This is a genomic window from Sphingomonas phyllosphaerae 5.2, from assembly GCF_000419605.1.
GTDB classification, from domain to species: domain Bacteria; phylum Pseudomonadota; class Alphaproteobacteria; order Sphingomonadales; family Sphingomonadaceae; genus Sphingomonas; species Sphingomonas phyllosphaerae_B.
The window spans coordinates 373,991-390,042 of record NZ_ATTI01000001.1 but is presented as its reverse complement, the minus strand read 5'-3'; the positions used below and the strand labels follow the sequence as shown (position 1 = coordinate 390,042).

At 63.6% G+C, this 16,052-nt stretch carries 11 protein-coding genes, 1 pseudogene and 1 other annotated feature; of the genes and pseudogenes, 2 read left to right on the top strand and 10 right to left on the bottom strand.

Features of this window, described 5'->3' with window-relative positions; all coding sequences use genetic code 11:
* Positions 1-169: 169 nt before the first annotated feature.
* On the bottom strand, positions 170-1,048 hold the full coding sequence (locus tag SPHPHY_RS18895) for an SDR family oxidoreductase (protein WP_022685028.1): 879 nt from the start codon (positions 1,046-1,048) through the stop codon (positions 170-172).
* 81 nt (positions 1,049-1,129) lie between these two features.
* On the opposite strand from SPHPHY_RS18895, the gene SPHPHY_RS0101930 reads away from it, so the two are divergent.
* Positions 1,130-1,522: a winged helix-turn-helix transcriptional regulator gene (locus tag SPHPHY_RS0101930; protein WP_022685027.1), complete on the top strand. Its 393-nt coding sequence runs from the start codon at positions 1,130-1,132 to the stop codon at positions 1,520-1,522.
* A 949-nt stretch (positions 1,523-2,471) separates the two neighbouring features.
* Here SPHPHY_RS0101930 and SPHPHY_RS20800 read toward each other — a convergent pair.
* The 3 genes from SPHPHY_RS20800 to SPHPHY_RS0101910 form a co-directional block, all read right to left on the bottom strand.
* Positions 2,472-5,408: a M10 family metallopeptidase gene (locus SPHPHY_RS20800; protein ID WP_051148251.1), complete on the bottom strand. Its 2,937-nt coding sequence runs from the start codon at positions 5,406-5,408 to the stop codon at positions 2,472-2,474.
* A 54-nt stretch (positions 5,409-5,462) separates the two neighbouring features.
* Entirely contained in the window at positions 5,463-5,849 is a 387-nt protein-coding gene (locus SPHPHY_RS0101920) for a hypothetical protein (protein WP_156024967.1), read from the bottom strand.
* An 810-nt stretch (positions 5,850-6,659) separates the two neighbouring features.
* A complete protein-coding gene (locus SPHPHY_RS0101910; protein ID WP_022685024.1) occupies positions 6,660-8,876 on the bottom strand; it encodes a TonB-dependent receptor domain-containing protein in 2,217 nt (738 codons plus the stop codon).
* A gap of 400 nt (positions 8,877-9,276) precedes the next feature.
* On the opposite strand from SPHPHY_RS0101910, the pseudogene SPHPHY_RS18880 reads away from it, so the two are divergent.
* Positions 9,277-9,632, top strand: a pseudogene (locus SPHPHY_RS18880) (IS3 family transposase); the annotation flags it as partial.
* Positions 9,504-9,620: a sequence feature (AL1L pseudoknot), on the top strand. Its footprint overlaps the pseudogene before it by 117 nt.
* A gap of 139 nt (positions 9,633-9,771) precedes the next feature.
* Here SPHPHY_RS18880 and SPHPHY_RS0101895 read toward each other — a convergent pair.
* From SPHPHY_RS0101895 to SPHPHY_RS0101870, 6 genes are read right to left on the bottom strand one after another with little or no spacing between them, the layout of a single operon-like run.
* Positions 9,772-10,818, bottom strand: a complete 1,047-nt coding sequence (locus tag SPHPHY_RS0101895; protein ID WP_022685023.1) for an aldo/keto reductase — start codon at positions 10,816-10,818, stop codon at positions 9,772-9,774.
* Positions 10,819-10,825: 7 nt separating this feature from the next.
* A complete protein-coding gene (locus SPHPHY_RS0101890; protein ID WP_022685022.1) occupies positions 10,826-11,683 on the bottom strand; it encodes a fumarylacetoacetate hydrolase family protein in 858 nt (285 codons plus the stop codon).
* Positions 11,680-12,855 (bottom strand): FMN-dependent L-lactate dehydrogenase LldD, encoded by a 1,176-nt coding sequence (gene lldD / locus SPHPHY_RS18875; protein ID WP_022685021.1) that lies wholly within the window; start codon positions 12,853-12,855, stop codon positions 11,680-11,682. Before lldD ends, SPHPHY_RS0101890 begins: the two co-directional genes overlap by 4 nt.
* Before the next feature lie 7 nt (positions 12,856-12,862).
* Positions 12,863-13,594: an SDR family oxidoreductase gene (locus SPHPHY_RS0101880; RefSeq protein ID WP_022685020.1), complete on the bottom strand. Its 732-nt coding sequence runs from the start codon at positions 13,592-13,594 to the stop codon at positions 12,863-12,865.
* Positions 13,591-13,956 (bottom strand): L-rhamnose mutarotase, encoded by a 366-nt coding sequence (locus SPHPHY_RS0101875; protein ID WP_022685019.1) that lies wholly within the window; start codon positions 13,954-13,956, stop codon positions 13,591-13,593. Before SPHPHY_RS0101875 ends, SPHPHY_RS0101880 begins: the two co-directional genes overlap by 4 nt.
* The gene (locus SPHPHY_RS0101870; protein ID WP_196802100.1) at positions 13,953-16,049 is read right to left on the bottom strand and encodes a right-handed parallel beta-helix repeat-containing protein; all 2,097 of its coding nucleotides are present in this window, start codon (positions 16,047-16,049) and stop codon (positions 13,953-13,955) included. Before SPHPHY_RS0101870 ends, SPHPHY_RS0101875 begins: the two co-directional genes overlap by 4 nt.
* Positions 16,050-16,052 lie beyond the last annotated feature (3 nt).

Below are 16,052 nucleotides of genomic sequence, written 5' to 3'. Positions count from 1 at the left end.
CTCCCGGTTCGCTCATCGACCAGCTTGAGGCCCGGCAAGGTACTTGCCGGTCAGCCTTCGCCCATCTCTCACAGGCGCGTCAGGTTACCGGCCGCATGCGGTGTGTATCCGCCGACCTGCCCGACAGGGGATGGATGGTGGCATCGCGCATGACCCCACCATCGTCCGATTATGACCGGGTGAAGGCATCCCGGTACATCCGCACCCAACCCTCGAACGACAGAGGTTCGATAGGAAGGATTTCCAGCGCCGCCTGGTGATCGACGTTCGATGTCATCATACCCGGGTTCGCAAAGACATTCGTGTAGTGCCTCACGATCGGCTCGGGATCCATACCGTCCGGAAACGTCTCGGCAAACTCCTCGGGAGGCATGGGGCGGAACGTGATCGACCGGCCGAGCGCGTGGCTGAATCTTTCGGCGATCTGGCCACCCGTGAGATCTTCCGGACCGCTGACGTCGATCACCATGCTGTCACCGCCGGGATGTTGAAAGGCCGCTGCGGTATAGTCTGCCGCATCCTGATGGCTGATCCACTGCGTATGAGCGTCGTTCGGCATCGGATAGGCAAGGACGTCATGGTCTCTCACCTCCTGTACGATGGCCGGATTGAGGAAATTCTCCATGTATACGGTCGGCTGGAGAATAGTGAAGGGAACATCACTGGCCTTCATGTCTGCGAGGATCGGGCGCCACTTGTCCATGGCGGGATTGCCGATATCCTGCTCCTGGATGCGGCCCGCAACGTTCCACACGATACGGCGGACGCCTTCCTTTGCCGCCGCCTCGATGACGTTTCTGCCTTGGGCGTGGGACCCGTTGAAGAAGGCGACCGTAAGAAAGACGCCGTCCTGACCTTCCATCGCGGCAGCGACGCTGATCGGATCGTCCAGGTCGCCTTGCACGACCTGCGCACCCAGGGCGGCCAGATCATCTGCCCTGGCGGGTTCGCGTACCATGACCCGAACCTTGACACCCTTATCGATCAGCTTCTGGGCAACGGCCCGACCTTGCGGACCAGTAGCCCCGATAACCAGAATATTGTTCATCCGACCCTCTCCTCTTCAACCTGAGGCAGGATATAGATTACGCGTCGATTATCTTAAGTACGCATAAAAGGCATAGATACGATGGAAAATGTGAGTTTAGGCGAGCCCGAAAGTTCGAGCGGGGAAAGCAAGTGCGTTCCGCTCGGAGATGCATGCCCTGTCTTGCGCGCGGTGGGGGCGCTTGGCGGCAAGTGGAAGCTGCACATCGTTTATCATCTGATGCGCGATGTCATGCGATTCGGCGAACTCCACCGCGCGATTCCCGGCGTCACTCAGCAAATGCTGACTGCGCAGCTAAGAGAAATGGAAGCCGATGGTATCGTTCACAGAAAGGTCTACGCTCAGGTTCCTCCCAAAGTCGAATACTCGCTCACCGAAGTAGGGGCAGGTTTGCAACCCCTGATCGAGGCACTCGTCATCTGGGGAGGGAAATTACCGCTTCGAGGCAGTACGAAGTCCATGAGTATGGCGTGATCAACAGCTTCACACCGCGCGCATCCTTCGGTGGCCACATACTCTGCACGCGAGATTTCAGGACATCCGCCTACCCTGACCGGATAAAGGCTGCTCCGATCAAACGGTAGACGTTCTCACGACCTATGCCCGATTCTAATCTTTCGAGTTGCCAAAAAGGGGCCGGGAAAGCAGGAATGGCAAGCCGTCCGGTTGTTACCCTGTCGAGCCGTGCGCGGGTCGCGGGGTCCACACCGCTCGAGATTGTCGCGAAGGTCCCAGGTTTCGCGACACCGGCTCAGGCTCGCTCGGCTGACGGGGTAGCCGTCGCGAACGTCAGATGTGGAGGCAGGCGGTTTTCGATTCACATCTGCGACACGCCGGCCGCTGCCTGAACGCCTCGTAAGCCTATAGGCTGACAGCGTCCCTTCGGAAGATATTAGCGGAGTAAGCCGTTCGCATCTTCACTGTTGGCGCGCTGCCAGGGACTGCGCCGATCGCATAAACGGCATCGGCCTCGGTCGATGACGAAGCGCTTGTGCGTGGCCTGTTCGTCATTTCGACTCCACGTCAGCGACGGCATCATGCCTTCGGGTAGCCGTCCCGCCTGTCTAATCAATGCCTTCACGACGCTGTTGCGGCGCTTGCCATTGACCCGCACCAGCATCAAAGCCCGGAAACGGCGTTCGCCCGGTCTCGCGACGCGGTCGGGTCTGTGCCACTATAGCCTGAGTATCTCATGACAGATGTAGATACCGCGCCCGAACAGCAGGTCCTAAACGTCCGGCAGGCTCGAAGATAAACACACGTACACAAATAACATCACCGTAAGTACTTCAGGTAACGAGTAGGAGTAGCGGAACGGCGCGGCAGCGTTGCGCGGGCGGGGCATCGCCCCGCCCTATTCCACCCTCACCCATTTACCAGCGGGCACATCTGACTTGACGGGCCCGCCCGCGGGCATCGTCAATCAAGCAAAGAAGAACAGCTCGTTGACGACACCATATAGCGGCATGTCTGCGGCATAGTTCGATGCCCCGACGTGATCGAACGGGCGATCGACATCGTTGGGGACGACTCCCTGGCCTTCCGCCAGCAACGTGCCGTCCTTGAAGATCTGCATCCAGCCATCCGCATCGACGCCAGCCTCCCAATCGGCAGTCTCGCCCTCAACGATCGCGTCTTCCGCGACGATGCGGTGCTTGACCCCGTGATCGATAATCTCGAACGCCAGATCGTCCCCGTCGCCGACCTGGCCCAACCAGATGTTTTCCGCGTCCGGCCCCTGCCCGGTATCGAAGATGCGCTGGAACGAGCCTGCCTTCAGGTCGTCGAAGCGAGCATCGGCGAACACGCGGAATGCTCCGTCGATCTCCGGGACGTCGAGTTCGGGCGTCGTGATCGAGACATCGCTGATCGTGCCGATCAACGGAGTGTCAAGCGACCAGTTCGAATGGCCGATATACTCCTTCCCACGGGCGACGTCGCGGGGGACGACACCCTGCCCTTCGGCAACCATCTTTCCGTCCTTGAAGATGCGCATCATCCCCTCGGAGGAGACGCTGGCGGTCCATATGGCGTGCTCCCCCTGCACGATCGCGTCCTTGGCGACGATGCGATGGCTGGCGTCGCCGGCGACGATCTCGAAGCCCATATCCGCGCTGGAATCGATCTGACCCAGCCATACGTTGTCGGAGTCTTCGCCGTTGCCGGTATCGAAGACACGTTGATAAGCTCCGCCGTCCAGATCGTCGAACCGCACCGTCGCGGTGGCGACGAACGCGCCGTGGATATCATCAAGCGCTGCGCCATTGTGCACGTAGATGTCGGAAACTTCACCAACCAGCGGCTTGTCCTGTATCCAGGACGAACTCCCGACATGCTCTTCCAGCCTGGCGATATCGGCAGGAACGACGCCCTGCCCCCCTCCCACCAGCACGCCGTTCTTGAAGATCGCCATCATGCCATCGGCATCGACGTTGGCTGTCCAGATCGCCTGCTCGCCCTCGACGATCACGTCGCTGGCGACGATCCGGTGCTCGACCGATCCGTTGCGAATGGCGAAAGCCATGTCACGGGAGGTGCCGACCTGACCCATCCAGATATTATCGGCTTCCGCTCCGTTGCCGAAGTCGAAGATACGCTGGAACGCGCCGGCGGCGAGATCGTCGAACCGCGCGGTGGCGGTGGCGGTGAAGGCGCCGTCGATTTCGTATTTGGGTGCGACGACCACCTTCGGCGGCACATAGACGTCCGCCGACGTCGGCGACAGAGAGACCGTGTGGCTGTCCGTGCTGCCAGCCGGGATCGCACCCAGTCGCGCCTTCAGATTGGCCAGCACCGCGGCCAGGTCCAGCGTCGTGTCGTCGAAGCCCAGCTGCTCGATCGAGGTCAATGTGTCGACCGCGCCGGTCGCCTTGTCGCGCACCTGCAGCGCGCCACCTGACGCCGAAATGGCATCATAGACGATCTCGTAACCGGTGCTCTTGCCCGCGAACACCGCGCGATCGTTGCCGGTGCCCCCGTCCAGCATGTCGGCATCGGCCCCGCCGCGCAGGGTATCGTCGCCGACCCCGCCAGCCAACGTGTCATTGCCGGCGCCCCCGTCCAGCGTGTCCTTACCGTCCCCGCCGTCGAGCGCGTCGGCCTCGGCTCCACCGAGCAGCGTATCGTCGCCAGCCCCGCCGTCCAGCTTGTCGTTGCCGGTGCCCCCGTCCAGCGTGTCGGCATCTGCCCCGCCGAGCAGCGTATCGTCGCCGGCGCCCCCGTCCAGCGTGTCCTTACCGTCCCCGCCGTCCAGCGTGTCGGCCTCGGCTCCACCGAGCAGCGTATCGTCGCCGATGCCGCCATCGAGCGTATCGGCGCCCGCTCCGCCGACCAGCGTGTCGTCGCCGCCCATTCCGAACATTGTGTCGTTGCCGGCGCTGCCTTCAAGACGGTTGGCGACGTCGTTGCCCTTGATACGGTCGTTACCGCTGCCGGTAATCGCATTTTCGATGATGGTCCCGCGGGCGATCGCCAGATTGCCGACGGCCCAGTCGATGTTGGAGAAAGCGCCGTCGTTGAGGTCGACGTACTGGTTCGCGCCGCGCAGGCTGAAGTTGAAGGTGTCGACGCCGCCGGCATCGAAGATCGTCGACGCCGTGCCACGAAACATGTCGGTCCCGACATCGAAGACGGTTCGAAGATCACCGTACGTGTCGTTGCCGGTTCGTACGTTGGTCGGTTTGCCGTAGATGTTCTGTATCGCCACGATATCGGCCATCATCGGCGTGATCGGAAAGGCATAGCTCGCTTGTGCGTGGGGATTCTGCGACTGGCTGAAGTACGACATGATCGAATGCTTCCAGCTATCTTCCTGATAGCGGGCATCCACGCTGAAGTTGGCCCCGCCGTTGTATTTTCCGGCGTGACCGAGACCCATCGCATGACCGATTTCGTGCACAAAGGTCTGCATCTTGTACCAGCTGCCGTTCGACCAATCGGCGGGGACGTTGACATGAGTGTGGCCGTTGATGCCGTTCCAGCCGACTGATTTCGCGCTGGCGTAAGCGCCACTGTAGATTTCGGTGAACCCCATATGCGACGGACCACCGGTGGTTTCGACAAAGCTGATACCGGTGACTGCAGTCCATGACGCCAAGGCGTCGCGAGCCACGCGCTGATTGTCGGCGCGCAGGCCGCTGATGTCGACCGTCAGGCTACCACCCGCCTGAACATCGAACCTGAAACCGCGAGCACCCCTATCCTCCCAGTAACCGTTCGTAAGATACCGGGCCTGCTGGTCCAGCGACCAGGATGGCAGGCCACCCGTCGTCACCTCGTTCGCGGATGAACCCGCGCGGCTGCCGCCTTCGGCATGTTCACGGACGGCGTCTTCGCCGCGTGCCTGGCAAATGATGCACATGTCGTCGGTTATCCTTGGTTGACGGTCTGATTGGTCGTTGAGGTCCGGATGGGATCAGTCCGGAAGCTTCCCGTGCTGCACGAGCGCATCGGCGTAGCCGACGAGCATGGTGTCGTTGAGCGGGGCATCGATGACGTTGCAGCGCAGGGTTTCGCCCCTGCCTATGACGCCGTCCGCCCCGACCCAGGCAAGGTGGCCGGCGATGTGTTCGGTAGAGCGGCCCTCCTCCACGAAGGAGAACGTCGTGCCTGGCTGGCCTGAACGGCGCCCGCCGACTGGTGACAGGATTTCAACCTGTCGGCCGATACGTTCCAGCGCCCCGGCCAGCGCGACGCACATGTCGTCGTATGGCTTGGCGCAGATCACTGTAGACGTTGCCGTGACGTGGGCAGGCGCTTGCGAAGCAGACGCGGCGGCAAGTGAGGCCATCACCATGGCCAAATGATCCGTCATAATGATGGTCGCACCCGTCTCACTGGCCAGACATCGGTAAATTACAGATGCCTGGTGCGAGGTTCTTGGCGCGGATCGCGTTACCCAAATCCTAAATGACGTGATTAATAAAAATACATCGCGCCGTCTTTCGAGCTCAAGCCAAGTCTATATGTAGTTGATATCGCAACAGATGATTTTTCGTTCTCAATTACATGCACCGCAAGTAGTTGATTTTACACGCCGTTACTTTAATTTCCCAATGAGCTTTCTGCAGCGATGCGTTTTCCGCGCAGGGTGCGTCGCCGGATTGAGGGGGCGAAGCACCCCCTCTGTTGCGAACAGCAACGATGATCACCCCATCATTCCTTTACCCGATCGACAGCAAACCACGTGTTCGACCCTATGATTTGGCGGTGCGATCCGTTCGTCGACATGGATGGAAGCCGCATTGGAAAGGTCGATTACGGAAGCGCCGCGACCGCGCACGCTATGCTCGCGACGTTGAGCCGATAGCTGGACTCCGCAGCGACAGCGACAGCGGGAGGCGAGGCCGCAACCGCACCACCGGCAAAACCACCCCGATCCCCATTGTTGAAGTTCAAACGCGCGACGCTCCAGCTCTCGCATTTCCATCGGTGCTCCACACCTCACGACCAGCGCGCGATCGCCATCGACCTCGTTCCGATATTGCCCGACCGCCCGGCGCGGCGGCGGAGGTCGGCGCGCGACGCTACCTGCAACCGTTGAGCGACACGACCAAGATCGACGGAACGCTGGCGCAGCCGGTCGCACCCGGTATCGATGGCACCATCGCACCTAGAATCGGTGACGCACCCCGAAGGCGATGCTCCGTCCACGCAGCGGCGACTGGTTCTTGACGAAGGAGGTGTGGGCGAACGCAAGCTGATTGGTCAGGTTGGTGCCGCGTACATACAGTTCGATGGCCTTCGTCGCCGCAACGTCGAACCGCTGCGCAAAGGTGGCGCTCAGATTGTCGTAACCTGACGTCCGCGTCTCATAGGAAGCGACGCGATCCTGCGTGAACGTGTGGCTGTATTCGACGTCCGCCGACGTCCGTCCGCCTGCCAGGGCGTAGCGCACGCCGATGCGACCCGGCGGGATGCGGGGAAGATTGTCCTTCTCACCTGTCAGGTCGGCGTGCACGTAATCGCCGAACAGGCTTATCCGTGATCGCGCATCGACCCGGTAGCTGAGCTGCCCGTCAAGCCCCATCAGGCGGACGTCGGCTGGGGTGTAGACCAGGAAGAGGTGCCTCGGTTCGGTGTCGACCAGCCGGGCGAAGATGTAATTGTCGACAGCTTTGTAGAAGAGCCCGACGTCGAATTCGACAATCCCACCAGTCTTTGCGAGGCCGAGGTCGACGGATTTCGTGGTCTCGACGATGTTCGGCGTTGGCAATGGAAGAAATTGTCCGTAGTTGCTCGTCCGTGCCAGCCCCACTTCGTAGCTGTTCGTCGCGAGGTTGTTGTTGTCCGCATAAAGCTCGCGAACGCCGGGCGCGCGTTGTGACCGGGCAAGTGAAAGCCTTGTCGCATACCCCCCTTGGAGGTTCACGATTGCGCCGAGCGATGCGGTGAAGGGCTTGACCCTGGAAAGTGGGTAATTTCTGGCGAAGACCTGATTATAGCGCTGCCTGTCCTTCTCTACCAGATCCGGATCCAGCGCGTCCTCCGGCTCCATATATTCGGTCGAGAATGGCTCCTTCACCACTTCCATTGTTCGCCAGTCATGCCGGCCGGCGAGTTCTAGGCTCAGCCTGCCGAGGGAGCGCCGCTCTGCCAGAAAGACACCGATATTTTCGGTTCTGAATCGACTTACTTGCTCGCTTTTGTGCGTATTGCTGTTGTTGAGGCCGCTGAACAATCCGTTGCTATATTGCACTCCGAACGTACCGGAGAAGCCGAGCACAGGTGCATGTGTGGCTTCGACGCGACCATCTTCGACGTTGTTCGCATAACGGGAAAAGATGATCGGCCCATCCAGCTCCCGGTGCGCATAATCGGTGTGCGACAATCGCAGTCGCACATGATCCAGGAATGGCACGAGCCGGTCGTAGTCGGCGCGAACATCGATGCGATCGCTGCGGAGATCGATGGTGGCGGGCAGCGCGTCGTCCATCGCCTCGAACGGATCGGTGATGAAGCCGTGGATCGAGCAATGCAATTTGATGGCATGGGTGTGGCATGCGCCATTGCTGTGACTATGGCCGGGCAGGCCGTAATTGCTCGTCTGACGAGTGAACGCAGCGCCGAGATAGCCTTTGGCGGTGATCCAGGAGGCTCCCGCGCTGTAGCTCGCGCTTTCGGCAAAGGAGTCGCGCAGCCTGTCACTTCCGTAACGGGCGGGAACGTCGTAATCCTCGCTGGCGCGCCGCGAACCCTCGACATGGATGGCGAACGCTCCGGTTCCGGCAGTAAGCCGACCGACCAGTGCCTTTTCCTCGTCACCGGTGCCGAAGCGGATCTCGGTTGCGCCTGCCAGGCCACTGGCGGGAACCGTCCGGGGTATCTTCCCGTCGATAAGGTTGATGGCTCCGTTCGAGGCGTTGCCGCCGTAACGCACCGCTGCCGGGCCACGCTGGATCTCTATTGCGTCGAGAAGCAGCGGATCGGTGCCGATCGCATGATCCGGCGATACCGATGCGGCATCGAACACGTTCGCGCCGTCGCTGAGGATGTCGATGCGTGGCAACGTCTGGCCCCGGATCACCGGTCGCGAAGCGCCACCGCCGAAATTGTCGAGATGGATGCCGGGCAACCCGGCCAGTGTCTCGCCCAGGCCGCCTTGACGTCGGTGGGCAAGTTCGTCGCCACCCAGTACCGTTATCGGCAATGCCAATTGTCCGTCGGCGTCGGGCGCACGCCCCGTGACGATGACGTCACTGGGGACAACGTCCCGCGTTTCCTCGCGGGTGACAGTCGACGATCCGCCCGCAATGGCGCAGGTGCCCGGGATGATGGCGGTGCCGACAAGAAGCGCGGCCGCAGCACAATGAGTTTTCTTGACGATCATGACGGATACTCCCCGCCGCAATCAATATGAGATGATATTACATAGCGTCAATGTGCAAAGGATGTCGGCGACCGAATAGGGTATGCGTGGCTGAAGTTACGCCCCGTGACGTTTGTAAGTTGTTACAGGTGAAAGATTATCCCGTGACATGCGGAAGAATGATCGTCTTGGGGCAGGTGTTTAGCCGCGGCATCCGGGAAGTCGGGTCGGGCTACCTGCCGATCAGCGGGAGTTCGTAGGCGTCGCGACCATGGCGAACTCCGTGGTCGCTGTGGACAGGCTCCGCCGCCTGAGTGAAGCGTCCCGGGTTTTCCGGAGGCTTCCACTTTATAAGTAGGAGCATCGGAAGTGAGCGAGACGACGAACAGGTTCGCCTGAGGTCCGCGAGCGTGCGGTCCGTATGGTGAGCGAACACCGTGCGGATCACCGTTCGGAATGGGATGCGCTGGTGTCGATCGCGAGCAAGATCGGCTGCACGGCCGAGACGCTGCGGCGTTGGTGCGGTGACGAGGCTGGCCGGCGTGCAGGACCAGCAGCGATGGCCGACGATGACCGCGCCCGGCTCAAGTTGCTCGAACGGGAAGTGAGGGAGCTTCGTCGGGCCAACGAGATCCTCAGGAAGGCGTCGGCATATTTCGCGATGGCGGAGCTCGACCGCCACGGGCGATGACGATGGCGTTCATCAACGCCCATCGAGAGGAGCTTGGGATCGGGCCGATCTGCCGGGAACTGGCAGTCGCCCCCTCCTCATATCATAGCAGCAGCTCATCGCAGCCGGAAAACCCGCCAGGATCGCTATCACCGCCGTCATGCGAAAGCTCGTCGTCACTGCAAACGCCCTGCTCAAGGCAGACCGCCTATGGACCCCATCGCGCGCTTGACCATCACGGATACTCTAGCGCCCGGTCGGCACCGGCGCGTCGGCACGCACCAGTCCCTCGTCCGCGAGCGCTTCCCAGAATTCTACCGCGATAGCGGCATGATACAGGTCGACGGTCTGCGCCATCCGGCGTGCATCGGCAATGCCGGGCAGTACCGCGGCGACGGAGGGATGCGCGAGCGGGAACTGGAGCGCGGCCGCAGCGAGGGGCACCTGCCAGGCGTCGGCGATCGCCTCGATGCGCCTGACACGTTCGATCACGGCGGCGGGCGCGGGCCCGTAGTCGTAGAACGGAACGCCGGCGCCGCGCGTGCCGGTCGCGAGGATACCGCTGTTGTAGGGCGCGCCGGCGATAACCGAGACGCCATTGGCGACGCATAGCGGGAACAGGCTGTCGAGCGGGGTCTGTTCCAGCAGCGTGTAACGATTGGCGAGCAGCAGCACGTCGAGCGGCGCGACCTTGATCGCGTCGATGCACACCTGCACCTCGTTCACGCCCAGGCCGAATGCGCGGATCGCGCCTTGATCCCGCAAGGAGACCAGCGCGTCGAACCCGCCGCCGCGCGTCAGCTGGTCCCAGTAACCGTCATGCGCGTCGCCCTGCACGTAGCGGCCGATATCGTGGACCAGCAGGATGTCGATGCGATCCAGCCCAAGCCGGTGGAGGCTCGCCTCGAACGATCGCAGGATGCCGTCGCGGCTGTAATCATACGCGATGCGGAACGGCATCGGCGACAGGAAGCCGTCGCACTCCTCCTGCTCGGTGACGGACGCGTCCGGAATCAGCAACCGACCCGCCTTGGTCGACAGGATCACGCTGCGGTCGCCTTCGCGCAGCGCGTCCCCGACCCGGCGCTCGCTCAGCCCGCGACCGTAGAACGGCGCGGTATCGACGAGATTGATGCCGGCTGCCACTGCGGCATGCACTGCGGCGTGCGCGGTCGCATCGTCGACGCGCCGGTTCAGATTGCCCAGCGACGCGGCGCCGAACGCCAGTTCGGTCACCCGTAGTCCGCTTCCCCCGAGCGGACGGGTCGGCAGGGCGGGTCGTACGTCCGTCATCGCCCGCTCACCCTGCGCTGACTGCGGCGACGAAGTCCTGCCGCTGTTCGCCCAGGCCGGCAATGCCGAGGCTGACCACGTCCCCGGCCTTCAGGTACCAGGGGGTCGGCTTCTGCCCGAGGCCCACGCCCGGCGGCGTGCCGGTGGTGATGATGTCGCCAGGCTCCAGCGCCATGAACCGCGAGCAATAGGCGACGATGTCGGCCACCGTGAAGATCATCGTCGCGGTGCTGCCGTCCTGCACGCGCTTGCCGTTGACGTCGAGCCACATCGTCAGCGCCTGCGGATCGCCGACCTCGTCGGCGGTGACCAGCCACGGGCCTACGGGTCCAAACGTCGGGAAGCCCTTGCCCTTGTCCCAGGTAGGGCCGCGCTCGATCTGCCACTCGCGTTCCGAGACGTCATGGACGACGCAATAGCCCGCGACATGGTCCAGCGCCCGTTCGCGGGCTATATCGTGCCCGCCGGTGCCGATCACCACGCCCAGTTCGACCTCCCAGTCGGTCTTCACCGATCCGCGCGGGATCGTGACCGGATCGTTCGGCCCCTGGATGCAATTGACCCATTTGTTGAACACCACCGGCTCTTCCGGGATGGGCAGGTTCGATTCGGCGGCGTGGTCGGCATAGTTCAGGCCGATGGCGATGAACTTGCGCGTGCCGGTCACGGGCGGGCCATAGCGGACGCCCTCGGGAGCCAGCGGCAGGTCGTCGATCGCGATCGCGGAGAGCGTGCGCAGCGCGTCCGGCGCGATCTCCACAGGACCGAAATCGGTGACGTGCGCCGACAGATCGCGGACGCGGCCAGCGGCATCGATCATGCCGGGGCGCTCCTGCCCGACTTCTCCAAAACGACAGAGTTTCATGACGATCCCTTCACGTTAGAAAAATTGGCCGGCGCGTTCGCAAGGATCGCACCGTCGATCGCGGCAATGGCGTTGACGCCGGTGAGCGTCATCGCGACCTTCATCTCATTGGCGAGCATGTCGAGCATGCGGGCGACGCCCGCCTCTCCGCCGGCTGCCAGCGCATAGAGCCACGCCCGGCCGAGCAGCACGCCCTTTGCCCCCAACGCCAGCAGGCGCACGACGTCCAGCCCGTTGCGGACGCCGCCGTCCGCCAGCACGGTCAGGCGATCGCCCACGGCCGCGACGATCGGCGGCAGCGCGGCCGCCGTCGACAGCACGCCGTCCAGCTGGCGACCGCCGTGATTGGAGACGACGATTCCCTCCGCGCCGTAATCCGCCGCGGCGCGCGCATCGTCCGGATCGAGGATGCCCTTGATGATGAGCGGGCCGTCCCATTCGGCGCGCAGCCAGTCCAGATCGCTCCAGCGGATACCCGGATCGAAATTGGCGCCCAGCCAGCCCATGTAATCGTTCAGGCCGCTGTCGCGACCCAGCACCGGTTCCAGATTGCCGAGCTGGTGCGGACGCCCCCGCAAGCCGACATCCACCGCCCAGCCGGGCTTGCCGATCGCCTGCGCGATCCGCCGCACCGCAGCGCCCGGCCCCGACATGCCCGAATGCGCGTCGCGGTAACGGATGCCCGGGATCGGCATGTCAACCGTGAAGACCAGTGCCTCGGCACCGGCCTGCTTCGCGCGCGCGATCAGTTCGCGCATGAAGCCGCGGTCGCGGATCACGTAGAGCTGGAACCACAGCGGCCCCGTGGGCGCGCCGCGACGCAGTTCGTCCATCGCGCAGATGCCGACCGTCGACAGCGTGAACGGCAGCCCGTGGCGATGGGCGCCGCGCGCCGCCTGAACCTCCCCGCGCCGTCGGTACATGCCCGCGATCCCGACCGGGCCGAGCACCACCGGCAGCGGCAGACGCCGTCCGAACAAGGTCGTGCCGAGGTCCAGCGTCGCGACGTCCTGCAGCACCCGCTGGCGCAGCGCCAGCCCGCGCAGATCGGCGACGTTGCGGTGGAGCGTCTCCTCCGCAAAGGCCCCCCCGTCGGCATAATCGAACAGGAAACGCGGCAGACGCCGGCGCGCCGCCGTCCGGAAATCCTCTACCGATGCGATCGCGCTCATCGCCCGCTCACGCCATTGTCCAGCCGCCGTCGACCGCCATCAGGCAGCCGGTCGTATAGGCGCTTTCGTCCGACGCCAGATACAGCGCCAGCGCCGCGATCTCGGCAGCGGTACCGATCCGTCCCATTGGCTGGCGCGCCACGAAGGCGTTCCGCGCCGCGTCCGCATCGCCCGTTGCGGCAAGCCGCGCGTCCAGCGACGGCGACTGCACCGTGCCCGGGCAGATCGCGTTGCAGCGGATGCCCTGCGCAACGTAATCCACCGCGACGGCGCGGGTCAGGCCCGCCAGCGCGCCCTTCGACACGCAATAGGCGAAGCGATTGGGCACCCCGATCATCGCGCCCGCCACCGAGGCGACGTTGACGATCGATCCCCGTCCCGCCGCGATCATCGCCGGCAGCACCGCCCGCGTCATCCGCATCGCGGCATCGACGTTCAGGTCGAACGACAGGCGATACCCGCGCTCGGATGTGGAGAGCAGGTCGCCCGCATCGACATAGCCCGCGCAATTGACGAGGATGTCCACCGTTCCGACCGTTTCGCCCAACGCGTCCACCACCGCGGCATCGAGCAGGTCGACCGTCATCGTCGTGCATCCCGCAAGCGTCGCCAATGCCTCCGCCTGCACGTCCAGCGCGATCACCTCCGCACCCTCGCGCACGAACAGTTCGACCGTCTCCCTGCCAATTCCCTGCGCCGCGCCGGTCACCAGTGCGCGTTTGCCGGCCAATCGGGTCATGTCATTTCCTTGTTTGATAGATGGTCGCTCAGCCGGAACACCGCATGCGCCTCCGGCCACGCTTCTCCGTCGCCGAACGGCCCGCGTTGCAATGCCGCCATGCGGATCTGCCACGCCGCCAGCTCCGGGTCCGTTCGCTCGCTCTCCGCCAGACCCGCCGGATCGAAGTCTTCGGCCAGGTACAGGATCATCACCAGCCGGTGCCCGGCGCGAAAGATCTCCATTTCGGCGATGCCGTGCCGATGCAACGCCTCAATGACGGCACGCGGCGTCCGACCGATCGCATGTGCGTCGTCGTAGACTTCCAGCGTTGCCGCCTCGGCAGCCAGATCCATGATCCTGATGACACGGATATGCGTCATTTAGTTGCAGGCTCGATACCGGCGCGCTCGATGACTTCGCGCGCAGCGGTGGGCCACCGGCCCTTGTCGATCTTCACGTTACCGATCGCCTGATTGTTCAGATACTCGGTCCACGATCCGCTGCGCCGCCCGGAATCGTACCAATTATCACGCGCAACGTTATCGAACGCGGTTCGACGCGGGGCGAGGAAATCCTGTGAGTTGAGGTTCAGCCACGTGCCGACGTTACTGACGACGTTGTTGCGCAACGTGATGTAACGCGACCCTTCGTCAAGGTAGAGCGCGATTCCACCCGGCACGTCGTACACGTAGTTTTCGGCGATCAACGCGCCCGGATCTGCGGAAAGGTGATAGATCGCGCCACCATCCGGGAACCAGCGCTTCACATCGTGAACCTTGTTCGCGAACACGACGGTGTCACGCAATATGGTGGGCGTATCGTAAACCGGATTGGCCGGGCTGTCGTAATAGCCGCGGCCCAGCGTCCGGTAAGCGGCACTGCCACCGGGATCGTTGACGCCCCAGCCCCAGCCTACGTCGATGCCGTCATATGGCGCATCCGCAATCTCGTTGTGCGTGATGACGGCCCCGGTCGCATAAGTGACCAGGATCGCCGCCTGCTCGCGATAATCCTGCGATACCGACCGGACCAGATTGTTGCGGATCAGGATATCCCTCACGCCCATTTCCGGTCGTGACGGGTGATGAGCATCCGGTCGGACGCCACCCACCATCATCCCGCCGCCGGCAAGATCGGTAAAGCGGCTTCGCTCCACGGTGATCGTACTGGCCCCCAGACCGATGCCGGACTCGTTCGCATCGTCGTTATTGCCGATCCCCAGCGCGATCTGTCCCAGATGCGAGAAGTCGTCGTCGGCGAACCGGATGCGCTTCGCGGCAGCGACCTGCACGGCGGCAGGTTGCTGATGCCAGCGATTGCGCATTGCCTCGAACGCCCGGCATCCCCAGCTGCAGTCGCGAATCATCTGCTCCGGAAGGTCGGCGACGCGCCCCGTGATATAGGATCCGCTCTGCTGGCTGGCATAGCCGTTCTCACTGGAAGGCACGGTCCAGCTGGTATGATGAAAGGCGATGCCGCTGAATTCCATATCCTGCACCGGCAGGTCGTGGGTTCCGCCGATCGCCATCAGCAGCGGCAGCCGCGGCGCGATCACCGATACCTTCGCCATGTCCTCACCAGCGCGCGGCTTGTAGAATAGGCTGCCCTTGACCGGGTCCAGATAATAGCTGCCGCCCTCGCGCAGAAATGCGAGCGAGTTCACGAGGAAGAAGCGTGCGTCATTGCCGGAAATTGGCTTGGCGAACGTGTCATAGCCGATGATGTTGTTCTGCCAGCCGGGCTGTTGCATCACGATCCGGCTGCCCTCGATCCGGTCGACCACGGCATGCCGGTGCGTGAACCAGCCGCTGTTCTCGACTTCGATCCGGTGCTGGTCCTCCAGCGTCGCAAGGAAGCGCCAGGCCGGATTGACGATCTCGATGCCCCATTCGTGGAATGCGAAGGCGGCACGCGGCGCTTCCACCGCCGCACGCTTCGCCAGCCGGTCGTTCACCCAGATCTGACGTGGCGCAAGACCGCGCGGGATGGTGGCGACCCAGATGTCGCGGGCTGCATCGGCTCGCCGCCACCCGGATACCGGAATGCCGCCGGACAGCACCGGATGTGCGCCCTCTGCCGCCTGCCAGCGAACGACATGGCCACCGCGGCCACCATCGGCCGCGCCGAAGCGCAACGGCGCGCTCAGGCGATAGACGCCATCGGCCAGGCGGACGGTGACGTCGTGATCACGGTTGAGCGTCCGGACCGCCGCTTGCGCGCGCGCCGGCGTCGCAAACGGATGGTCGGCGGAGCCGTCCCCGTCGTCCGAGCCATTGGGGGATACATGGACGAGCAGCGGCGGCGACACCGGCGCCGTTGGCAGCGCGATCGGCCCGCCGAAGTGTGGCGGTGCCGCAGCTGGCGCAGGCGGTATCGCTGGAGGCGGGGGCAGCAGCGACTGGCCCGGCAAGGCGGACGCCAGCGCGAGCGCCAGGATCGGACCCGCGCAAAGGTGCGTTTTCCACATTGGCATCGT